This window comes from Faecalibacterium sp. Marseille-P9312 (genome assembly GCF_902497445.1).
Lineage (GTDB): Bacteria > Bacillota > Clostridia > Oscillospirales > Ruminococcaceae > Faecalibacterium > Faecalibacterium longum.
Window position 1 is genome coordinate 96,200 of sequence record NZ_CABVEW010000005.1, and the last position, 22,265, is coordinate 118,464.

Consider the following 22,265-nt stretch of genomic DNA (forward strand, 5'->3'; position numbering starts at 1 on the left):
ACCAGTATTTTTATGGAGGGAGCATTTGAATGTATTTGAAGCGGTGAAACAGTCTGTTACCACCCGGCAGGCTGCTTCATTCTATGGAATCCGGGTGGGGAGAAACGGCATGGTCTGCTGTCCATTCCACAATGACCGCACGCCCAGCATGAAAGTGGACAGCCGCTTTTACTGCTTCGGCTGCGGGGCTTCCGGGGATGTGATCGACTTTGCCGCTTTGCTGCATGGATTGGGGAAACGGGAAGCTGCGGTCAGGCTTGCGGAGAACTTCGGCGTTTCCTATGAGAAATCCGGCAATGCGCCGCCAGATAGGAAGCGTCACAACAGGTCACAGCCCCGACAAAAATCAGCGGAGCAGAGATTTCAGGAAACGGAACGGTATTGTTTCCGGGTGCTATGCGATTATCTGCGCCTGCTGGAGCATTGGAAAACAGCACACGCCCCACAGCCGCAGGATGCCATCTGGCATCCTCTTTTTGTGGAAGCGTTGCAGAGGATAAGCTACACAGAATACCTTTTGGATATTTTGTTATACGGAGAAATAGAAGAAAAAGCGGCATTGATCGCCGCACAGGGAAAGGAGGTGTTGCGGCTTGAACAGCGAATTTCAGAGCTTGCCGCCGGAAACGCAGGAAGCGGTCAAAAGGACGATGGACACAATGGAACCGGCGCAGACACCGGCAGAAATCCGGGAAACATTAGAGGGGACGCAGAAAGGCGGCGTGAAGAACAGCATCCGAAACTGCCTGACGGTGTTCCAGCGTGACCCTCTGTTTCGCGGGGCGCTGCGCCTGAACCTTTTGACGGAGCAGATTGACATTGTGAAGCCGCTGGGCTGGGAGCGCACCAGTACCACGCTGACCGACATGGACATGAACTACCTGCTTTTGTATCTGGAAGAAAATTACGGGCTTACCAGCGAGAAAAAGGTGCAGAGCGCCATCAAGATTGTTGCCAATGAAAACCGCTACCATCCAGTCAGGGATTACCTGAACAGCCTGCAATGGGACGGCACAGAGCGCATCCGTTACGCCCTGCATCACTTTCTGGGAGCCGATACGGACGAATACACCTATGAAGCCTTGAAACTGTTCCTGATGGGAGCCATCCGGCGGGTATTCAGACCGGGGAGCAAGTTTGAGGTCATGCTCTGTCTGGTTGGTGGTCAGGGAGCCGGGAAATCTACCTTTTTCCGGCTGCTGGCAGGCAGGGACGAATGGTTTTCAGACGATTTGAAAAAGCTGGACGATGAAAATGTGTACCGCAAGCTGCAAGGGCATTGGATTATCGAGATGTCGGAGATGATTGCCACAGCCAACGCCAAGAGTATTGAGGAAATCAAGTCATTCTTAAGCCGCCAGAAAGAAACCTACAAAGTGCCGTATGAGACACATCCGGCAGACCGGCTGCGGCAATGTGTATTTGGAGGGACGACCAACCGGCAGGACTTTTTGCCCCGTGACCGCACCGGCAACCGGCGCTTTCTCCCCGTGACGGTGTACCCGGAACGGGCGGAGGTTCACATACTGGACGATGAAGCGGCGGCGAGGGCGTATATCGAACAGATGTGGGCGGAAGCCATGACGGTTTATCGCAGTGGGAAGTATAAGCTGTCATTCAGCATAGAAATGAACCGATACCTGAACGCCCACCAGCAGGACTTTATGCAGGAAGACACACAGGCCGGCATGATCTACGCCTATTTGGAGGACTACACCGGCGACAGGGTATGTTCCAAGCAGCTTTATGAGGAAGCGCTGGGGAACTTAAATTCCCCGGCAGACTGGGAGACACGGGCAATCTGCGAGATTATGAATACCGGCATTGCGGGCGGCATCATACAGGGCTGGGTAGCCTACAAAAGCCCGAAGCGGTATAAGAAATACGGTTCTCAAAAAGGCTGGGAGCGTGTCAACCAAGCTCCGCCGGAGGGGGACGGTTTTCAGGAAATCACGGAAGAAGAAGCCCGGCAAATGGAACTTCCATTCTGAAAAGCCACCGGTTGACAGTTTGGTTGACGCTTTGGTTGACAGCCGGTTGACGGGGAAAAGCCTGATATTTGGGGCATTTCTCTCCTTTGTCAACCATGTCAACCAAGAAATCAAAGAAAAAGTAAAAAGTAATAATAGAGCGCCTATGGATTGTTTTCAAAGTCTTTTCTGCCGGTTGACACGGTTTGGTTGACACGGAGACAGTCTGCGGCTGTACACCTGTCTGACATTCCCTTGTCGGGCATATTTCATTTATGGAGGTAACTGCCTATGGCAAAAAGCAAAAACGAGAGCAATAACAAAAACAGCGGCACCCTGCTTACCGAAAAAGACGGCACCCAGTATTTTGTCATGGGGAAAGTCCGTATCAAGGTATCGGAGCATTTCGCACAGGATGGGAAGCCGCTTGACAGCCTGCTGGAAGATGTGATCCAGCACGCTGCCGCCGCTTCCTGAAAAAATACGGAATAACGACTGTCAATCAGCCCACGCTTATGATATACTTGTACCAGCGAGTATTGTATAAGCGTGGGTTGTTTCTTTTAGAAGGAGGATTTTTAACCGTGAAACAACCATACAATACAACGATTTATAACACTGCACTATATTTGAGATTGAGCCGTGACGATGAATTACAGGGGGAAAGCGGCAGTATCCAGACCCAGCGCATGATGCTTAGACAGTATGCCGCAGAGCATGGGCTGACCGTTGTAGACGAGTACATTGACGACGGATGGAGTGGGACAAATTTCGAGCGTCCAAGTTTCCAAAGGATGATTGATGACATCGAAGACGGGAAAATCAACTGCGTTGTCACAAAGGACTTATCCCGTCTGGGAAGAAACTATATCCTGACCGGTCAGTACACGGAAATCTATTTCCCCAGCAAGGGAGTACGCTACATTGCCATCAATGACAATGTGGACACCATCAACGGAGAAAGCGAGCTTGCACCGTTCTTAAACATCCTGAATGAAATGCACGCCCGACAGACCAGCAAAAAGGTCAAGGCTGCCATGCACACAAGATTTGCCAATGGCGCACACTATGGAGCCTATGCACCGCTGGGCTATGTAAAAGACCCGGACAAAAAAGGTCATCTTCTGATCGACCCGGAAACACGCTGGATTGTAGAGAAGATTTTTGACCTTGCTGTACACGGGCGTGGAGCCGCCAGCATTACACGGATTCTGGTGGAGGAAAAAGTACCTACCCCCGGCTGGCTGAACTATGAAAGATACGGGACTTTCGCCAATATCTACGCCGGTGCGCCCGCAGAAAAAGCCTATGCGTGGACGATAGCACAGGTCAAGAGCATTTTGAAAGAGGAAACCTACATCGGTCACAGCATTCACAACAAGCAGAGCAACATTTCATTCAAGAACAAGAAAAAGGTGCGGAAGCCGCAGGAAGAATGGTATCGTGTGGAAAATACCCACGAAGCCATCATTTCTGAAGAAGTGTTCCAAAAAGTTCAGGAGCTGATTGCAAGCAGACGCAGGAAACGCAGAAACGGTACGACACAGATTTTCGCAGGATTGATAAAATGTGCAGACTGCGGATGGTCTTTAGCCTATGGGGAAAACAAGCAGAATAAGAACCCATACGGGTACTACCATTGCAGCAAGAACGGGCAGGGATTACGCCAGTGTTCCATGCACTATATCCGCTATGATGTACTGTATGCCTATGTGCTTGCAAGACTGCAATACTGGTCTATGCTGGCACAGAAAGACGAGGACAAGCTGCTGAAACGCCTGCTCAATGCCAGCGACAGGGAAAGAAACTCTGCGAAGAAAAAGCAGGCTGCGGAGCTGAAAAAGGCAGAGAAGCGTAAAGCCGAGGTTGACGGGCTGTTTGCTAAAATGTATGAGGACTGGTCTGCCGGACGCATAACCGAGTATAACTTCAATATGCTGTCCGAGAAGTACCAGAACGAGCAAAAGGAGCTTGAAACAAAAATAAGACAGCTTCACGAAACGATGGAAGCCGCCGTACAGACCGCAGCGGATGCTGAAAAGTGGATTGCCCTGATGAAACAGTATGTCAACCCTGTGGAGCTGACCGCCGAACTTCTGAACACTCTAATTGAAAAAATAACCGTCCACGAAGCTGTCAAGGGCGAGGACGGAAGCCGTGAGCAGGAAGTAGAAATCTACTACCGCTTCATCGGCAAAATCGACTGACCTTTCTTTTTTACCCAACAATATCTTTAATTAAGGGAGACGGGGCAGGTCATACCCGAAGTAGAAAAGATTGTTGAACTAAGCAAAGCATTCGATGTTACCGTGGATTATCTGTTAAAACCATCAGAGATAGATGAATTATCGGTTAAAACAGAAATTCTGGAACAGCAACAGAAACAGATGTTAGTTAGGGAACAGAAACGCACTCAAATTTCCAAAAATATCATGTATTCGATTGGAATTTATTTGATATTTTTTGCAGTCTATTTCATTGGGCATTTCTATTTTGAAATATGGAATGCTTCTGTAATTCTTGCGGAATTACTCATTGCAACTACAATTGTAGTTTTTGTTTGGGTAAAGAGTTTTTCCGACAAATCATAAAGAGATAGAATTTGTAGCAAAACCAGTCGAGCCAGTCAACGGCAAGATGAACGGGCTGCGCCCGCCGTTGACGGCCCCGCCCGTCTTTGCTAAAGGGTAATCAAGGCGGGAAAGCCCTAAAATGGCTTCCCGCCCATTTCAATTTTGAAAAGAAAATCCGTCTGCTTTTTCGTAAGTGTGGCTATCTGTCTGGGACACTTTGTCCCATAGTTCGGCGTAGGACGAGGGACGGGGGCATTCATATACGCCCTGTCTGCTGTTGAAACCGGACCTGTGCTTGCGGCTCCACGCCACGCAAGCACAGTCCTATTTTCCTGCTGCTTAAAATGTGCTTGCCCTCCCCGGCGGCAACGGCATTTTCGCAGCAACGCCGACAGAGCGTATAACAACACTACACTTTGCAAGCAAAGTCGTGTGCCAAGGGACAAGCCCCTTTGGAAACCCCGGACAACAAAACAGGCTGAATACCTCGCACTTTTCCTGTGCTTGGTGTTCAGCCTTAATTTGTTGTCAGCAGCCCGTTTCTCGGTCTGCCTTTTGTGCTCTTGTCCATAATGTTTCGGTGAAGTACCCGGTCCTGGCCGGCGGCATCGCCGTCAGTACCAGCCCCTCCGGCACCGTGAAGTCGATGGTGCAGCTGGTCCCCACCAACATCGACAAGCTGGGCGCAGCCTCGGCCATGAGCGGCTCCAAGCGCTATGAGCTTGCCGACGATATGCAGGTGTACCTGTGGTACAAGGGCCAGTATTACGCCACCACCCTCTCGCAGGTCAATGCCGAAGATTACCACCTCATCGGCTGGTACGACAGCCTCGGCTGTGCAGCAGGTGGAAAGATCCGCGTGCTCATCGCCGTGAAGAACGACTGAACCATAAAACAGCAGCGGGTATCCGGCTCTCACCGGATACCCGCTGCTGTTTTATGGTTCAGGGCATTTATTGGGCTTTTCCCTTCTCGTAGTAGTGCTGCATCTCTTCGCGGGGCACCATGTTGCCGCCCGTGGCCCAGACAAGGTGGATGGCGTTGGCCATTGCCCCTGCGGGGACAGCGCGCTCCGCGTACCCGCCGAGCGCCCGGCCCTGCTGTGTCAGGACCGGGCCATACATCCCGGCGAGGGCGCTCGGCTCGAGGTAGATGCCTTCGGCGTCCGCAAGCTCGGCAAGAAGCTTGTACATCCGCTCATCCTGGATCGAATAGCAGCCGCTCATGAAGGGGCGCATGAGCGCGCCGACGAAACCGGAAGCGCGTCCCACGGCGAGGCCGTCGGCAGCGGTCAGGTTGTCAACGCCAAAATCCTGCACACAGACGTTGTTATTTTCACCTGTCGCCATGCCAAGCATCATACACGGGGAATGCGTGGGCTCTGCAAAGAAACAGTGCGCCGCATTGCCGAACACCATTTTCAGTCCAAAGGCCACGCCGCCGGGTCCACCGCCCACGCCGCAGGGCAGGTAGACGAAGAGCGGATGCTCTTCATCGACGATGATGCCCAGAGCGTCGAACTGCTTTTTCAGTCGGAGCGCGGCCACGGTGTAGCCGAGGAAGAGGGTCTTGGAATTTTCGTCGTCCACAAAATGGCAGTAAGGGTCATCTGCGGCCAGCCTGCGGCCCTCGGCCACGGCGATGCTGTAATCGGACTTGTACTCCACCACCTTGACTCCGCGGCTGCGCAGGAGGTCTTTTTTCCACTGCCGCGCGTCCGCAGACATGTGGACGGTGACTTTGAAGCCGAGTTTTGCGCTCATGATGCCGATGGAGAGGCCGAGGTTGCCGGTGGAGCCGACAGCGATGGAGTAGCGGGAGAACAGCTCCCGGAACGGCTCGGTGTCCAGCACGGCGTAATCGTCCGTCAGGTGGAGCATCCCGCTCTGGAGGGCGATGTCCTCCGCCGTTTTCAGCACCTCATAGATGCCGCCGCGGGCCTTGATGGAGCCGGAGATCGGCAGATGACTGTCCAGCTTTATCCACACCTGCCCGGCGATGGCGGTGTCCGAAGTTTCTTCCAGCACCTTCTGCATCGCGGGGATGGGGCGGACGGCAGACTCGATGATGCCGTGGCTCTCGGCTGTCTCGGGGAAGACCCTGCACAGGTACGGGGCAAAGCGCTCCAAGCGCGCAGCGGCATCCTCGATGTCCGCCATGCCGAGGGGGCAGGCGGCTTTGGCCTGTTCAAACGGCTGCTTGTCGGGGTTGAGCCACGCCGTTTCCTTCAGCTCGCAGATGTCGCCCACGACCGGACAGGAGCTTATCCAGTCGGCAGCAGAGCGCCCTGCGATGATCTTATTTGGTGAGAGCATAATATTTTCCTTTTCCTATTCCTAAAGCGACGTTCAGAACATTCCGGGGAGGACACCGGAGAAGGCGTTGAGCACGACCAGAATGACCATGCCGATGGCACCGGACAGAATGCAGGGGATCGTCGTAGTGGCGAGGCAGTCTTTGGTATCGAGGCCGTTGTAGGTGGACGGAAACCAGAAGGTAACGTCCGTCGGGAAGGTGGCGGCGTTGGCGCCGAGACAGACAGAGAGGCCTGCGATGATGGGCGACATGCCAGAGGCAAGGCACACCGGGCCGGCGATGGCGATGGAGGTGAGCATGGCAGCGGTGGCAGAGCCGACAGCGGCGCGGATGCAGAACGCCAGCAGGAATCCCAGCAGAATGACGGGCATCTTGGTCGCGGACATGATGGCGACGAGGTCGGTGCTCATGGTCGTTGCCCCCAGCATGGAGGCGAAGCATCCACCGGCACCCACGATGAGCAGGACATTGCCGGTGCGGTCTGCATAGGCGTCGATGTACTGCATGACGGTCTTTTCAGGCATATACGGATGCAGAACATAGCCAGTGACGAGCATGGCGATGAAGAGGGCGATGTTGGAGTTGCCGACAAAGTTGATGACGGTGTAGACAGGGCCCTCCGTGACGAACAGCGAGAAGATGGCTGCGAAAACGATGAGGACGATGGGGAACATGACGAGCAGGAAGGCTTTCAGCGCGGAGGGCTTGGTGGGGTCGGGAGCGAGGAGGTCTTCGTCCTCCACGATCTCCTTCATCGCGTCGCGGGCGCGCTGCTTTTCTTCCTTCGAGTTGACGAGGTTCGCATACACCCAGCCCACGAGGAGGCTGGCGGGCAGGCAGACGATGATGCCCCAGATGATGAACCAGCCGACGTTCGCGCCAATCTGGCCTGCGACGGCCAGAGGGCCGGGAGTAGGTGCGACGCAGCTGTGGGTAAGCATCAGGCCGGTAAAGATGGCGATGACATAACCCTTCATGCTCTTTTTGCTGATCTTCTGCAAGGCAGTCACCAGCGGGGCCGTCATGATGTAGGCACAGCCGAAGTAGATGGGGATGGAGAGGATGAAGCCGACGAGGTTCAGCGCAAGGTAATCGTTCTTCTTGCCGAACAGCCGGACCATACCTTTTGCCAGCTCCTCGGTCGCGCCCGAGTTGCCAAGGAAGTCACCGAAGATGCTGCCGAACACGATGAGGAGGCCGATGCTCGTCATCATATTGCCGAAGCCGGCGGGCAGCTTGCTCAGAATATCCGCAGCCGGCATCCCGACCATGAGGCCGAAGATGATGGCGGCGGCAAACAGACCAACAGAGGGGGTGACTTTAAGCTTGATGAGCGCAATGAGCAGGAGCACGAAGACGATCAAAAACGCGATCAATGGAGACATGATCATTTCCCTTTCTGTCGTAGATTTTGTTCGGTGGAAAGACGTATTTATGCGTTGTGGCGCAGCATCTTGCCCGGAGCAGCACCGGTGAACTGCTTGTCCTTATAGACGAGCACGCCGTTCACATAGACGGAGTCGATGCCCTCGGTGATGCTGTTGGAGTTGCTGTAAGTGGCGGTGTCCTGAAGCTTGTCGTAGTCGAAGATGACGAGGTCGGCGTCATAGCCTTCCTTGATGAGGCCCTTGTTTTTGATGCGGAGGTACTCGGCGGTGCGGCCGGTCATCTTGTTGACAGCCTCTTCGAGGGTGAGGATCTTCTTTTCCTTGACGAAGTAAGTGATGACGTGCGGGAAGGTGCCGCTGGCTCTGGGGTGGCCCTTTTCCTTCCAGCTGCGTGTCAGACCGTCGCTGCCCACGATGCAGTAGGGGTCGCGGATGATCTCGCAGACATCCTCGTCGCACATGCTGCTGTAAACGCCGCCCGTCTCACAGTTGTTGGCGACGCACATATCGAAGAATGCCTCCCACGGGTCTTTGCCGATAGAGTCGGCGTACTCTGTGATGAAATGGCCCTCGGCCTCCGGCGTCTTGGATGCCGAATAAACATAGACGCCGCCCCAGCCGCCGGCGTTGAGGTAGTAGTTATCGTAGGGGGTGGCGGGGTCTTCCATCTCGGCCTTGAGCTTTGCGCGGAAGTCCTTGTCCTTCAGCTGGTCGGTCATGGCATGGAAACCGTTTGCGAAGTACCACGGCGGCATACAGGCGTTCAGGGTCGTCATGTTGCAGGTGTAGGGGTACTGGTCGCAGATGACGGGAATGCCCTCGTCGCGGGCCTTGTGCATGAGGGCGAGGGTCTGCTTCTGCTTGCCCCAGTTGGGCTTGCCGAGCATCTTGTGGTGGGAGATGTCCACGAGGACGCCCGCCTGACGGCCGACGTTGATGGTCTCTTCCACGGCCTCGACGATCTTGTCGCTCTCGTTGCGCATATGGCTGGCGTAGATGCCGTTGAAGGGGGCGATGACCTTGGCCAGTTCAATGATCTCCTTTTCCTCGGCGTAGCAGCTGGGCGTATAGATGAGGCCGGTGGAGAAGCCGGCTGCGCCGTCTTCCATCGCCTCGCGCAGGATGCCCTTCATCCGGTCAAGCTCCGCATCTGTTGCGGGGCGGTTGGCCATGCCCATCACGGCGATGCGTAGGCTGCTGTGGCCGATGTACATCTTGGCGTTTGCCGTGAGCTTCTGCTGGTCGGCGTACTCGAGGAAGCGTGCGAAGCTGCTCCAGTTCTTCATGTCGTCTGGGAACCATGTCGTTCCCATCGAGAGCATGTTCTGGACGGCGGCCAGATTCTCCGGCATGACCGGTGCCATCGACAGGCCGCACTGGCCGGTCAGCTCGGTCGTGACGCCCTGCGTGGTCTTGAAGAGGTGCGCATCTTCCGAGCCAAGAATGAGGTCGCCGTGGGAGTGGGCGTCTATCCAGCCGGGGCTGACGTACTTGCCGCTGGCGTCGATGATAGCGGTGGCTTCCTCACTGCCGTCTGCCATGACCAGCTTTCCGCCGGAAATACCGATGCTGCCCTTATAGGTCGGCTTTCCGGTGCCATCGATGATATTCGCATTCTTGATCAACACATCCAACATATTATATGCTCCTTTCCATTCTGTTCATTTTCACTTAACGAATTGTTAAGTTCCATTGGCATCAATATAAATGTTTTTTCTGTGTCTGTCAACGGAAAACCCGCATTTTTCAACGCGTTCAGTGCGTTTTCGTCTATTTTTACAAAAGCAGGCTCCCGTTTTTAGGCAACATTACGTCATTCATGTGTTCAGTGTAAATGAACAAAATGCATTTTCAGAGTTTTCGCAGTACTCTCAGCTTCTCCCTTGATAAAGTCACGAAAATCCGATATAATACAAATGAAATACATTCAGGAGAAGAACAGTGGAAGAATTGAATCTCGGCAAAAAGCTTCAGGCTATCCGCACCAGCAAAAAAATCAGCGTGCGCAAGCTTGCCGCCATGACGAACCTGACGGCCTCCATGATAAGCCAAATCGAAAACGGTGCGGTCAACCCGTCCATTCCCACTCTCCGCACCATCAGCTCGGCGTTGGAAACGCCCATCTATTACTTTTTCAAAGACGAAGACAATGCCTCTGTCGTCGTCACCCAGAGCACCCGTATGGTGCTGGGCAACAAGCAGGAGCCTTCCGTCGTGTACGAACTGCTGACACCGGACACCCGCGGCGAGATTGAGTTCTGCATGATGGTCATCCCGCCCAAGGCCTACTCCTGCCGTGAGCCGAAGGGCCACTTCGGCGAAGAGGTTGCCTTCTTCTACTCCGGCGAGGAAGTCCAGCTCGAGATAGACGGCGACAGCTATACGCTGCACCACGAGGACAGCATCCGCATCCCCGGAGGGGCCATGCACCGATGGTATAACCCCACGGACGAAACCGTGCAGGTCATCTTCGCCGTCTCGCCGCCCTCTTTCTGATACTCAATAAGCACAAAACCGCCCTTCCCGAACGGGAAAGGCGGTTTCTTCGTTTATTTTACTGCATCTACTGCATCAGGCTGGACTAACAAAAGTGCAAAAAAGAAAGACACCGCACAAACTATGCAGTGTCTTTTTGGTGGAGAATAGCGGGATCGAACCGCTGACCTCTTGCATGCCATGCAAGCGCTCTCCCAGCTGAGCTAATCCCCCATAGCTGGCGTGTCGTCCCTGACGACGTGTGTTATTATACCAGCTGAAAGGAGCGTTGTCAACAGCTTTTTTCAAATTCGTGCAAAAAAAAGTCCCGCCGGGGACATTTCTGCCTCCGGCGGGACTTGCGTTCAGGAGAACTCAGGCTTTGGTGTACTGACGGTCGAAGATCTGGGGTGCTGCCTTGATGAGCAGCACAGCGCCCACCACAGTGATGAGCGTCTCCGGCAGCATGTAGCTGGCGTTGTACACGAGGCTGTAGGTCCAGGCGCTCAGACCCTCATTCAGGTTGCCCCAGACGAGGACGCCGGACAGGAAGCTGCACATGAAGCGCAGGAAGCCTGCGATGGCGGTACCGACGGCCACGCCGACCATCCGGTTCTTGAAGGGGCGGGCGAAGAACTCTGCGGTACCCAGAGCCATAAAGGCCACCAGATAGTCCAGCAGGATCTCACCGAGGAAGTAGATGAAGGTGGGCGTCGGGGGAGCCCAGAAGCCCAGCAGCATCTGCAGGCAGCCGTTCACCAGACCGGTGAACAGGCCCCACTTGACGCCGTGGCGGAAGGAGACGAGCACGAAGGGCAGCATACTCAGCAGAGTGACGCTGCCGCCGTTGGGCATGGTGAAGATCTTGATGTTGGCCAGCACGGTGCCGATCGCCACCATCAGCGCGCACTCCACCAGCACCCGGGTCTTGGAGTAGGATTTCGACATGAGGATTCCTCTTCTCATAATAATAGTACACAAAAACAAAAATACGCCTGCTTTTGCTGGCAGGCGCACGGGCTGTTTGTGAAAATCGGGACCTTTCCGCAAACTACCTACGCCGGCATTACCCGGATCAGGTTCAAGGGTCTCTGCTTCCAGCAGATCTCAGCCTCACGGCGCCCCTGTTTTCATGTCCGCTTTCAGTATAGCCGCTCTCCGCCAAAAGTCAAGCCCCCGGCGGTATATCGGCCCACCGGGTCACATATTCTGGAACAAGCACACTTTGGCGGGAGGGAGCAGTCATGAAAGGTGATCCGGAACAGCGGGCGCTGCTGCTGGGAGAGTACATCGTGGAGCATGGGGCCACCGTGCGGGCGGCGGCGCGGGCCTTCGGCTGCAGCAAGTCCACCGTACACAAAGACGTATCGGTGCGGCTGCGGACGGTAGGCCCGGAGCTGTTCCGGCAGGTGCAGATGGTGCTGGCCCGGAACAAGGCCGAGCGCCATCTGCGGGGCGGCGCGGCCACCCGGGAAAAATACCACAAGCCTCGTTAACGGAAAGCGGCGGTGTCCAGGCACCGCCGCTTTGTCATGTCATCTGGTGGAACTGCTCCAGCGCCGCCTTTTCCAGCCGGCTCACCTGTGCCTGGCTGATGCCGATCTCCCGGGCCACCTCCATCTGGGTCTTGCCTTTGAGGTAGCGCAGTTCCATGATGCGCTTTTCGCGCGGGGTGAGGCCCGCCACGGTCTGGCGGAACTGCAGGCCGCTGATCCAGCTGTCCTCGCCGTCGGGGTCACGCACCTGGTCGATGACGTACACCGCATCGCCGCCGTCGGCGTAGACCGGTTCCTCAAGACTCAGCGGCTCCACCACCGATTCCAGCGCCGCCGACACCTCGCGGCGAGACAGACCGGTCTTCTGGGCGATCTCGTCCACGGTGGGTTCACGGCCCAGCTGCTTTTCCAGCTCCTCGCGGGACTGCATGGCCCGGTAGGCCGTGTCCCGGAGGCTGCGGCTCACCCGCAGGGCGTTGTTGTCCCGCAGGAACCGCCGTATCTCGCCGATGATCATCGGCACGCCGTAGGTGGAGAACCGCACCTGCTGGGCCGGGTCGAAGTTGTCGATGGCCTTGATGAGCCCGATGCACCCCACCTGAAACAGGTCGTCCATGTTCTCGCCCCGCTGCGAAAAGCGCTGCACCACGCTGAGCACCAGCCGCAGATTGCCCTCTATCATGCTCTGGCGGGCCTTTTTGTCCCCGGCCCGCGCCCGGGTGAGCAGGTCGCGCTTCTCCTGCTCGGACAGTATCGGCAGTTCGGCGGTGTTCACGCCGCACAGCTCAACCTTGTTGTACATCCCCTACCCTCCGGTTTCGTTTCAGTTTCACCGGAAGTATGGCCGCAGGGGCAGGTTAACATTCATTCCAAATTCAGGGACAGCTTGAGCCTCTCCCTTTGGGAGAGGTGTCACCGAAGGTGACGGAGAGGGCAAGCCCGTAGTGAAAGAGACTCACACGCAGCGATAGGCAGACTTTTTTGTTAGGGTGAAATTATCGCTGTGTAGGTGCTTTACTTTCAGCATCCTTGCCCTCTCAGGCGCTTCGCGCCCATGCCGGGTTGCGGCTCCCGGCATCCGCTTCGCTTGCGCTTGCGTCTTGCTGGCCGCGGCCCCAACAGCGACTCCCTGTTTCCGCCACTGGCGGCGGTCGTCGCCGTTGCCCCCAAAGGGGGAGCCTTATAGCGTCACTCCCCTAATTGTTCTCTTAATTGCCGTATGATCCTCTTTTCCAGCCTCGAAATATAGCTCTGGCTGATGCCGATGGCGTCTGCCACCTCCTTCTGGGTCCGCTCCACGCCGTCCAGCAGGCCGAAGCGCAGCTCCATGATCTGCCGCTCCCGGGGCGAGAGCTGCTCCACCGACCGGCGGAGGCTGGCCCGCTCGGCGTCCTGCTCGAGACGCTGTCCCACCTGATCCGCCTCGCTGCTCAGCACGTCCGACAGCAGCAGCTCGTTGCCGTCGCCGTCGATGTTCAGCGGCTCGTCGATGCTGGCCTCCTGCCGCCGGTTGGAGCTTTTGCGCAGATACATCAATATCTCGTTGCCGATGCAGCGGCTGGCGTAAGTCGCCAGCTTGATGCTCCGCTCGGGCGTGAAGGTGTTCACAGCCTTGATGAGCCCGATGGTGCCGATGGACACCATATCCTCCGAGGGGACGCCGCTGCCCTCGTATTTCTTCGCAAGGTACACCACCAGCCGCAGGTTATGGGTGATGAGCTCATCCCGGGCGGCGGGGTCGCCGTCGGCCATCCGGGCCAGAAGGGCTTTTTCCTCCTCCGGGGTCAGGGGCGGCGGCAGACCCGGCCCGCCGTTCAGATAATGTGCGCCGCCCGTCCAGCTCAGTCTGGCCCAGAGGCGCTGCAAAAGATTTACAAATCGTTGAAACACAGGTGCATTCCTCCCACTGTATTGTCATTTACCCAGCAGCGCCGCCGTTTCCGCGCTGACGAGAGCCGTCCAGCCCCCCGGCGGAGGCGGCATATCGCAAAACGCTGCGTATATTCCGTCCTGTTTTCTACCGTTTGACCCAAGCGCGGCAGGCAGGGCGGGCAGCAGACAGTGTCCCGCGACGGTCTGACAGGGTACGAACCGCACGCCCCACTCCGGGCGGGGCTCTGCGCCGACGCCCGCGAGGCAGGCGTCCAGATACGCCCTCACCTCGGCGGGCAGAGACACGGCATCCAGCCGCACCAGCACCACCGCCCGGCCCGAAAGCGGCTCCTGCAGATGGAAGCCGGTGTCGCAGAAGACGCTCAGCGGGACGACCCGCCCGGCCACCGACAGCCCCGCCCCAAAGCAGGCCGGGCCGCTGCGGCCCAGAACGTGCAGCACCCCCTCCACCACGCCGCAGACCCCCGCCGTGGACGCCAGCAGCAGCCCCGGCGACACCGGCAGATAGAAGCTGAGGTTGTTGCAGGCCGCACCGGGCAGGAAAAGCGCCCCCGTGAGGGTCAGATTGAGCAGGACGAACCACGCCGTGAGCCGGGCAGTGTTCCGCGCCCCCTGCCAGCCGTAGGCAGCGGCTACGCAGAGGGCGGCGGACGTACCTTTATAAGTAAGGGCCAGCGGCCAGGGGGCGGGGGGGGCCAGCAGGGCCAGCGACGACACTGCCGCCGCTCCCGCGCCGCCCACCAGCCGCAGCGGCGAACAGCACGCCCCGCACAGCAGCCCCGCCGCCAGCAGGAACGCCGCCCCCACCACGAAATTCACCAGAAGCAGCACATCGAGATAGATGACCGTCCGCACAAACCCCACCCCCTCTTTCTAGGGTAGCAGAGGGGCGGGAGGAAAAGGGTCGGTGTGGGGCGTAAGGCTCCCCCTTTGGGGGAGCTGGCGAGCGAAAGCGAGACTGAGAGGGCAAGCCCGGCATGAAAGGACCGCCCATGCAGCGATAAGCAGGCTCTTTGTCAGCGCGATGCTATCGCTGCGCCTTCGAATCACCGTCAGCATCCTTGCCCTCTCAGTCACCTTCGGTGACAGCTCCCCCAAAGGGGGAGCCTCTGGCGTGCCGGTCAGGCCCACGCGGGACGAGCAAAGTCTGATTTTTTCGGGAACGGTAGTGCTCCGCTGTCTAGGCCAGCAACAGCTTGACAAGGTGCGCTTGTCCAGAAGCCGCTGTCCCCGTAAGCAAGGCCCGCCCTTTTGCGCCATATCGGGCTTTAGGCGTCCAGTAGAAAGTGACCCAGCCTGCCAATGGCTCCCCCTCTGGGGGAGCTGGCGAGCGAAAGCGAGACTGAGAGGGCAAGCCCGGCGCGAAAGGACCGCCCATGCAGCGATAAGCAGGCTCTTTGTCAGAGCGATGCTATCGCTGCGCCCTCAAATCACCGTCAGCATCCTTGCCCTCTCCGTCACCTTCGGTGACACTGCCCGGGTTGCGGCTCCCAGCGTCTGCTTCGCTGTCGCTTGCATCCTGCTGGCCGCGGCCCCAACAGCTCCTCCCTGTTTCCGCCGCTGGCGGCGGTCGTCGCCGTTGCTCCCAGAGGGAGAGGCTTTGTCAGAACCGGAAAGGTGTGCAAAAAATTGCAAAACCCCCTTGCAAACTTCCCCGAGATGCGGTATAATACATCTCGCGGCAAGTCCGCTGAGAATCGAATATCTGCCTCTTTAGCTCAGTCGGTTAGAGCACCTGACTGTTAATCAGGGTGTCGCCTGTTCGAGTCAGGCAAGAGGCGCTTTTTGCGGCGAAGAGTTTTCTTCGCCGTTTTTTTTTCAATGGCTCTCCCAAGGGGAGAGGCTTTAGATATTCCGCAGGGCCTTCCCTCTTCGACGAAAGGCTCCCCCTTTGGGGGAGCTGGCGCGAAGCGCCTGAGAGGGCAAGCCCGGCACGAAAGAACCGTCCATGCAGCGATAAGCAGACTCTTTGTCAGAGCGATGCTATCGCTGCGCCCTCGAATCACCGTCAGCATCCTTGCCCTCTCCGTCACCTTCGGTGACACCTCTCCCAGAGGGAGAGGCATTTCCGCCTCGGCAAGCCCCCTCTCATGTAACCAAACTGTAGCCTTTTTCACATTATTTTCAAAAATCAAAGGCAAATTAAAAAATGTCCTCTTGAAGAAATGGCGTATTTGTGTTACACTACATCCAAGCTGTAATGGTATTTTTGGAGATTCTGGCGTTTTTTCCCCAGTGTTTTATGGCTCTGGGGGGCGGCGGCAGAGTGATTCCTACGCATTTTTTCTACTTTTTTGCCCATTTTGGCTGTTTTCTGGCCATTTAGCCTTGTGGCAAGGGGGAAAGTATGGTAAAATAGTGTAAAGATGCCAAAATGGCAGCTTACTTAATTCGTGATGTTGCCGAGTGCGCACTCGGTTGCATAGGTTTTCCCGGTTGCGCAACCGGGAGGGGACCGATTATATTCGTTTTATTCATTTGAAGGGAGTAATTCATTATGATGATGCCTGCAAACTTCTCTGCTGTGAATGCAGAGGTCGTCTACGGCGGCGCTGTGGCTGATTACCTGCCCAGCGCATGGACTGCTGAGAGCGTCAAGCGTTTCAACAGCAACATTATCACTCTGGTCAGCAACAGCTTCACCGGCCATCTGCTGAAGGCTACCCTGGGCACCATGTTCAGCGGCAACTGGGGCAGCGACGGCGTGACGCTGTTCGGCGACGACGGCAGCCTCACCGCTCTGTACAAGGTCGGCCGTGTTCCCACTGGTGACAGCCAGACCTTCGGCAACAAGATCATGACCACTCTGGGTCTGGCTTCTGTTGTCTACACTCTGGGCATGAAGGACGCTGCTGTCCTGACTGTCAAGAAGGTCACCAACAGCAACGGCCAGGTCTGGGGTGATCTGCCCAACAACGGCGGCAGTGGCTGGGTCGGCTAATCTCATTATCTGAGACTTCCCCCAAAGGGCTATTGAAAGAGCGGCGAATCGAAAGATTCGCCGCTCTTTTTTGCTGCCTTTCTGTTACCAAACTGAGACTTTTTTCACATTTTTTTCAAAATTTAAGGGTTTATTAAAAATTGTCCTCTTGAACAAGCCGACAGAATGTGTTATACTATGCCCAAGGTTTAGGAGACGGTACGTCAAAATCCCCTCTCCGGGCCGGTCAAAATGATCAAAGGGTAGGCGCTCCCTTCTTTTGATAGCAGCTGCTCTCTGCTCCGTCTGGCCGCAGGGCGGGGCGAGGCAGAGAGCTGTATGCTGCTTTATTGGAGAAGCGGGTAAGGCGTCCGAAATGGAAGCCCTTTCTTCTTCGCCAAATCGTCCTCAGCCGCAAGGCGGGCGTTTTGAAATAGAAACCACAAAGGAAGCATCTATGCGTTATACCTACGTCCGGCAGCACGACACCACAGACTGCGCTGCCGCCTGTCTCGCAATGGTGTGCCTCCATTACAAAAAGGAGATCACCATCACCCGCCTGCGGGACATGATGGGTACCGACCTAAAAGGCACAAATCTGACCGGTATGGAAAAGGCGGCGCAGGAGCTGGGCTTCAGCACCGCCGCCGTCCGGGTAGACCGGGAAAACTTCCTCAGCGAATTCACTACTCCCTGTATTGCACAGGTCATCACCGACGAGGGTCTGGCCCACTTTGTGACGGTCTTCAAGAAGACCACCATCAAGGACGACGGCGAGCGGCGTCGGCACATGGTCCGGCAGGAAGAGGAGCGCAAGAAGTGCGCTGACGAAGGCAAGAAGTTCAAATGCCGCGACTACGTCATCATCGGCGACCCGGCAAAAGAGCTGAAAAAGATCTCCCTCGACGAGTTCTACAAGAACTTTACCGGCGTTCTGCTCCTGATGACCCCGACCTCGGAGTTCAAGACAGGCAAGCAGAAGCAGGGCAGCATGGTCAAGCGTTTTCTCGACCTGCTGTGGCCCCAGAAGAAGCTCTTCTTCTACGCCATCCTCAGCTCGGTCATCCTGACCATCATCGGGATCGCATCCTCGATGTACAACAAGATCCTGATGGATGAGATCCTCCCCTACGGGCTGAAGAGCCTGCTGGTGGCCGTCATTCTGGTGTTCAGCATCGTCAATGTCACCAGCGCACTCATCAGCATGGTGCGGCAGTGGGTGCTCATCTATCTGTCCATCAAGGTCGATATCCCCCTGATGCTGGGCTACTTCGGGCATGTTTTCAAACTGCCCATGAAGTTCTTCGCCACCCGCAAGACCGGCGAGATCACCACCCGCTACTCCGACGCCAGCACCATCAAATCGGTGTTCACCAGCATCGCGCTGAGCGTCGTGATGGATATTGTGATGGCCTGCGCCACCGGCGTCATCCTCTTCCGGATGAATGCCACCCTCTTCTCCATTTCGATTTTCACCACCCTGCTGAGCATCCTGCTGGTGTTCATCTTCAAGCAGCCCTTCAAGCGGATCAACGAAGAGACCATGCAGCAGTCTGCTATCCTCAACAGCCAGATGATCGAGAGCCTCCGGGGCATCGAGACCGTCAAGTGCAACGCCGAAGAGGACCGTGAGCTGGAGGCTCTGGAGCGGGAATACATCAAGAGCCTGAAGATCAGCCTGCGCTCCAGCAAGATCAGCACGGTGCAGTCCCTGATCTCCACCCTCATCACCACCATCCTCGGCATGGTCACCTCTTATGTGGGCATCATGCAGGTGCTGAACGGTGAGATGACGCTGGGCGGCTATATGGCCTTCAGCACCCTTTCCTCTTACTTTACGAACCCGGTCAGCGAGCTGGTCGGCCTGCAGATGTCCATCCAGCAGGCCCAGATCTCCATCAAGCGTCTGACCGAGATCATGGATTACGAGTCCGAGCAGGATGAGACCCGCGAATACACCGAGATGGAAAAAATCGACGGTGACATTGAGTTCAAGGATGTCTCCTTCCGCTACGGCAGCCGTTCCCCGGCCCTGAGCCACGTCTCCTTCACCATTCCCTATGGCAAGAAGGTGGCCCTCGTGGGCAGCAGCGGCAGCGGCAAATCCACCATCACCAAGCTCCTGCTCAAGTATTATGAGCCGGAAAGCGGTACCATCAGCGTAGGCGGCGTCGAGCTGGACGAGTACAGCAATGCCTCCGTCCGCCGTGCCATCGCTTACGTCCCCCAGAACGTCGAGCTGTTCAGCAAGACCATCTACGACAACATCCGCATTTCCCGACCGGAAGCCAGCCTCGATGAGGTCAAGGCCGCTGCCAAGAAGGCAGATGCTCACGAGTTCATCCGCAAGCTGCCGCTGCAGTACAACACCTATCTGGAGGAAGCCGGCAACGGCCTCTCGGGCGGTGAGAAGCAGCGCCTTGCACTGGCCCGGGCCTTCCTGAAGGATGCGAACCTCTATATCCTGGACGAATCCACCAGCAGTCTGGACTTTGGCACAGAGAATACCATCTTTGATATGATCTACAACCAGCTTGCAGACCGCTCGATGCTGATCGTCGCCCACCGCCTCTCCACCATCCGTGATTGTGACCTCATTCTGGTCATGGACCACGGCGAGATCGTAGAGCGCGGCACCCACGAAGAGCTGCTGGAAAAGCAGGGCAAGTACTACGAGCTCTGGAGCCTGCAGCAGGGCATCTTCCGCGATAAGAAGCGCGGGGAGAAGCCCGCAGCCCCTGTCTCTGCCGCCAAGGTGGTGGAGGACGAGGACGATGGCGAGTCCATCACCTACTAATTCGTTGCAGCCGCGTGCGCACGCGGTTACATAAATGGCTTTTTTTCCGGATGCGCATCTGGGATTTGGGCCGACTAAATTTGTTTTTCATTCATTTGAAGGGAGTAATTCATTATGATGATGCCTGCAAACTTTACTGCTGTTAACTCTGAGGTCGTCTACGGCGGCGCTGACCTGTTCACCATCCTGGCTGACACCACCGCTCCTATCTGGAACGCTGCTAACGTCAAGAAGTTCAACACCAACCTGATCACCCTGATCAGCAACTCCTTCTTCCAGAAGACCGTTTCCAACACCCTGGGTGTGATGTTCGGCGGCAACTGGGGCAAGGACAACGATCATATCTTCGGCGAGGAGGGCTCTCTGAACCAGAACGTCTTCGGCCTGTGGGACGAGGATCACAAGAATCGTACCGACGACATGACCTTCGGCAACAAGGTCATGCAGGTCCTGGGCATGGCTGCTGTCGGCTACACCCTGGGCACCACCGATGCCAAGGTCGGCTTCAACGATGGCGTTTACGGCATCAACGGCAAGCTGTAATCAGTAACCCCTAGAATCTGAAGTGTATTTCGTCCGGCGGCTCTCGGGCCGCCGGATGATAATGCCTCGTAATGGTATGCCCGGAGGCAGATGCCTCCGGGCATACCTTATTTTTTTATAAAATTTACAGTTTGGCTCTTTATTCCGCACCGCCAAACCGTTATAATAAATTGATGCCTATATTCATCATGGGATGGGTAATAGGTGATAACAAAACATGAAGCTACCCTCTAACTTCACGTTTTGTTATTGCCTATTACAAGCAATGAAACCAAGAACAGGTGGTATAAAATCATGAGAGAGATCCAGACCGCAGAAAACAAGACCCTCAAGCTGACCAATGTGGTCAGCCGCCGCATCCAGCCCGAAGAGTTCAACAATATGCAGATCGTGCTGACCCAGATGCACAACTTTATCAAGAGCAACGGCGCACAGCCCCTCGGCCCCCTCGTGCAGTGCATCAAGCTGCCCTCCGGCCCCAACCCCCAGCCCGAAGTCTATATGATGCAGCAGGCCACCCAGCTCATCCCCCGCATGGAGGCCGGCTACTCCATGGACGCTGTGCTCCGCGTGCGCAACTGCCTGTACGCCCACTACGTCGGCCCCATGAGCCAGAGCGGCCTCGCCTCCCAGAAGCTGAACATCATGGCGTTTGAGCACGAGCTCGAGCTGACCGGCACCGTCTACACCATCTTCGTCAATCAGGATGATGACGAGGGCGTTGTGGATACCTTTATGGAGACGAAGTAATATGACGACGACCATCCGCGACATCAACGAGCTGCAGGACCGCCGCATCATGATGGAGAAAAAGCTGCCGCCTTTCGGCTACGCGCTCATTCTCCTGACGGCTGCCCTCATCCTCTTCCTCGTGGTGTGGAGCACCAAAAACTACCGCACCTACGTCAGCCAGTCCAGCGGCTCGGTGCAGGCCGCCAACAAGACCTACATCATGTCCAGCTACTCCGGCTCCATCACCGAGCTGAACATCGCCGAGGGTTCCTACGTCAACGAGGGCGACCTCATCGCTCACATCAAGAGCACCGACCTCGACATGCAGCAGGACAGCATCCAGAGCCAGCTGGACATCTACAAAAAGCAGAAGAGCCAGTACGAAAAGCTGGTCAAGTCCATTCAGGATGACAAGAACTACTTCAGCGAGACGGACATTGACGACCAGCCCTACTACTACCAGTACGAGACCTACAAGAGTCAGGTTGCCCAGAAGGCCTTCGACGCATCGCCCTATCAGGCCGCAGGCTACTCCGACGAGCAGATCAAGGCCCTGATGGAGCAGAACCAGAGCGAGGTGGAGGCCCTGTATTACTCCACTTTGCAGTCCATCTCCGCCAGCCTGACCAGCGTGCAGAGCAACATCGACAATCTGCAGAGCCAGATGGACGCCCTGAACACCGGCGCCAACGACTACTACATCTATGCCCCCACCTCCGGCGTCATCCACATGGACACGCCCTATAAGGTGGGCATGGTGCTCAGCGCCGGCACCCCGCTGGCCACCGTCGCCAGCGAGAACAGCGACCTCGAGGTGGTGGCTTACGTCACCCTCAACGACCGACCGCTGCTCCATGTGGGCGACCCCTGCAAGATCGCCATCACCGGCCTGTCGGAGTATTCCTACGGCACCCTGACCGGCACCGTGACCTCCATCGACAGCGATGTGACCGCCAGCTCCTCCGGCTCCTACTACAAAATGACCATCACCCCGGACAGCACCTACGTCATCAGCAACAGCGGCGACAAGGTCGATCTGTCCAACGGTATGAGCGTCACCGCCCGCGTGGAGTACGACAAGCTGACCTATTTCGAATACGCGATGGAAGCTCTGGGCGTTCTGTTCCGCTAAGCGCTCACATCAACGCCCAAAGAGGTACGA

At 56.5% G+C, this 22,265-nt stretch carries 19 protein-coding genes, 2 tRNA genes and 1 riboswitch; of the genes, 13 read left to right on the top strand and 8 right to left on the bottom strand.

Going from position 1 to position 22,265, the window contains the following annotated elements:
• Positions 1-25: 25 nt before the first annotated feature.
• The 5 genes from F3G95_RS05190 (at position 26) to F3G95_RS05220 (ending at position 5,429) form a co-directional block, all read left to right on the top strand.
• Positions 26-766 (top strand): CHC2 zinc finger domain-containing protein, encoded by a 741-nt coding sequence (locus tag F3G95_RS05190; RefSeq protein WP_115714956.1) that lies wholly within the window; start codon positions 26-28, stop codon positions 764-766.
• Entirely contained in the window at positions 651-1,991 is a 1,341-nt protein-coding gene (locus tag F3G95_RS05195) for a virulence-associated E family protein (protein WP_115714955.1), read from the top strand. The genes F3G95_RS05190 and F3G95_RS05195 overlap by 116 nt, the downstream gene beginning before the upstream one ends.
• 270 nt (positions 1,992-2,261) lie before the next feature.
• Entirely contained in the window at positions 2,262-2,447 is a 186-nt protein-coding gene (locus tag F3G95_RS05200; protein ID WP_004849804.1) for a hypothetical protein, read from the top strand.
• Between the two features lie 107 nt (positions 2,448-2,554).
• Positions 2,555-4,177 carry a recombinase family protein gene (locus F3G95_RS05205; protein ID WP_008791695.1) on the top strand — a complete coding sequence of 541 codons (1,623 nt, stop codon included), beginning with the start codon at positions 2,555-2,557 and terminating at the stop codon, positions 4,175-4,177.
• Positions 4,178-5,123: 946 nt separating this feature from the next.
• Positions 5,124-5,429 carry a hypothetical protein gene (locus F3G95_RS05220; protein WP_149794112.1) on the top strand — a complete coding sequence of 102 codons (306 nt, stop codon included), beginning with the start codon at positions 5,124-5,126 and terminating at the stop codon, positions 5,427-5,429.
• A 67-nt stretch (positions 5,430-5,496) separates the two neighbouring features.
• On the opposite strand, the gene F3G95_RS05225 is transcribed toward F3G95_RS05220, so the two are convergent.
• The 3 genes from F3G95_RS05225 to F3G95_RS05235 are packed head-to-tail and all read right to left on the bottom strand — an operon-like array spanning position 5,497 to position 9,884.
• Entirely contained in the window at positions 5,497-6,858 is a 1,362-nt protein-coding gene (locus F3G95_RS05225) for a D-serine ammonia-lyase (protein ID WP_149794113.1), read from the bottom strand.
• A 33-nt stretch (positions 6,859-6,891) separates the two neighbouring features.
• Positions 6,892-8,244, bottom strand: a complete 1,353-nt coding sequence (locus F3G95_RS05230; protein WP_149794114.1) for an SLC13 family permease — start codon at positions 8,242-8,244, stop codon at positions 6,892-6,894.
• A 47-nt stretch (positions 8,245-8,291) separates the two neighbouring features.
• Positions 8,292-9,884, bottom strand: coding sequence for a D-aminoacylase (locus F3G95_RS05235; protein WP_149794115.1), 1,593 nt, complete (start codon positions 9,882-9,884; stop codon positions 8,292-8,294).
• A 304-nt stretch (positions 9,885-10,188) separates the two neighbouring features.
• On the opposite strand from F3G95_RS05235, the gene F3G95_RS05240 reads away from it, so the two are divergent.
• Complete coding sequence (locus tag F3G95_RS05240; protein ID WP_149794116.1) at positions 10,189-10,743, top strand: helix-turn-helix domain-containing protein; 555 nt, start codon at positions 10,189-10,191, stop codon at positions 10,741-10,743.
• Positions 10,744-10,880: 137 nt separating this feature from the next.
• On the opposite strand, the gene F3G95_RS05245 is transcribed toward F3G95_RS05240, so the two are convergent.
• Both F3G95_RS05245 and thiT read right to left on the bottom strand, forming a co-directional pair.
• Positions 10,881-10,956: transfer RNA gene (locus F3G95_RS05245), tRNA-Ala, on the bottom strand.
• Between the two features lie 141 nt (positions 10,957-11,097).
• On the bottom strand, positions 11,098-11,670 hold the full coding sequence (gene thiT, locus F3G95_RS05250; protein WP_149794192.1) for an energy-coupled thiamine transporter ThiT: 573 nt from the start codon (positions 11,668-11,670) through the stop codon (positions 11,098-11,100).
• Between the two features lie 87 nt (positions 11,671-11,757).
• Positions 11,758-11,858, bottom strand: a riboswitch (TPP riboswitch).
• A gap of 108 nt (positions 11,859-11,966) precedes the next feature.
• Between thiT and F3G95_RS05255 the strand changes: the two genes are divergently transcribed.
• Positions 11,967-12,218 (top strand): sporulation transcriptional regulator SpoIIID, encoded by a 252-nt coding sequence (locus tag F3G95_RS05255; RefSeq protein ID WP_015565655.1) that lies wholly within the window; start codon positions 11,967-11,969, stop codon positions 12,216-12,218.
• A gap of 34 nt (positions 12,219-12,252) precedes the next feature.
• Here the strand turns inward: F3G95_RS05255 and sigG are convergent, their stop codons facing one another.
• The 3 genes from sigG to F3G95_RS05270 all read right to left on the bottom strand — a co-directional run bounded on the left by sigG (position 12,253) and on the right by F3G95_RS05270 (position 14,966).
• Complete coding sequence (sigG, locus tag F3G95_RS05260) at positions 12,253-13,020, bottom strand: RNA polymerase sporulation sigma factor SigG (RefSeq protein ID WP_015565656.1); 768 nt, start codon at positions 13,018-13,020, stop codon at positions 12,253-12,255.
• 386 nt (positions 13,021-13,406) lie between these two features.
• Positions 13,407-14,063 (bottom strand): sigma-70 family RNA polymerase sigma factor, encoded by a 657-nt coding sequence (locus tag F3G95_RS05265; protein ID WP_243130281.1) that lies wholly within the window; start codon positions 14,061-14,063, stop codon positions 13,407-13,409.
• A 69-nt stretch (positions 14,064-14,132) separates the two neighbouring features.
• Positions 14,133-14,966: a sigma-E processing peptidase SpoIIGA gene (locus F3G95_RS05270; protein ID WP_149794118.1), complete on the bottom strand. Its 834-nt coding sequence runs from the start codon at positions 14,964-14,966 to the stop codon at positions 14,133-14,135.
• Positions 14,967-15,818: 852 nt separating this feature from the next.
• Between F3G95_RS05270 and F3G95_RS05275 the strand changes: the two genes are divergently transcribed.
• The 6 genes from F3G95_RS05275 (at position 15,819) to F3G95_RS05300 (ending at position 22,235) form a co-directional block, all read left to right on the top strand.
• A tRNA-Asn gene (locus tag F3G95_RS05275) sits at positions 15,819-15,892 on the top strand.
• Between the two features lie 716 nt (positions 15,893-16,608).
• Positions 16,609-17,052, top strand: a complete 444-nt coding sequence (locus F3G95_RS05280; RefSeq protein ID WP_149794119.1) for a hypothetical protein — start codon at positions 16,609-16,611, stop codon at positions 17,050-17,052.
• Between the two features lie 436 nt (positions 17,053-17,488).
• On the top strand, positions 17,489-19,828 hold the full coding sequence (locus tag F3G95_RS05285) for a peptidase domain-containing ABC transporter (protein ID WP_149794120.1): 2,340 nt from the start codon (positions 17,489-17,491) through the stop codon (positions 19,826-19,828).
• Between the two features lie 114 nt (positions 19,829-19,942).
• The gene (locus F3G95_RS05290) at positions 19,943-20,371 is read left to right on the top strand and encodes a hypothetical protein (protein ID WP_149794121.1); all 429 of its coding nucleotides are present in this window, start codon (positions 19,943-19,945) and stop codon (positions 20,369-20,371) included.
• Positions 20,372-20,665: 294 nt separating this feature from the next.
• Complete coding sequence (locus F3G95_RS05295; RefSeq protein ID WP_149794122.1) at positions 20,666-21,121, top strand: hypothetical protein; 456 nt, start codon at positions 20,666-20,668, stop codon at positions 21,119-21,121.
• Between the two features lies 1 nt (position 21,122).
• The gene (locus tag F3G95_RS05300; RefSeq protein WP_149794123.1) at positions 21,123-22,235 is read left to right on the top strand and encodes an HlyD family efflux transporter periplasmic adaptor subunit; all 1,113 of its coding nucleotides are present in this window, start codon (positions 21,123-21,125) and stop codon (positions 22,233-22,235) included.
• Positions 22,236-22,265: the final 30 nt, after the last annotated feature.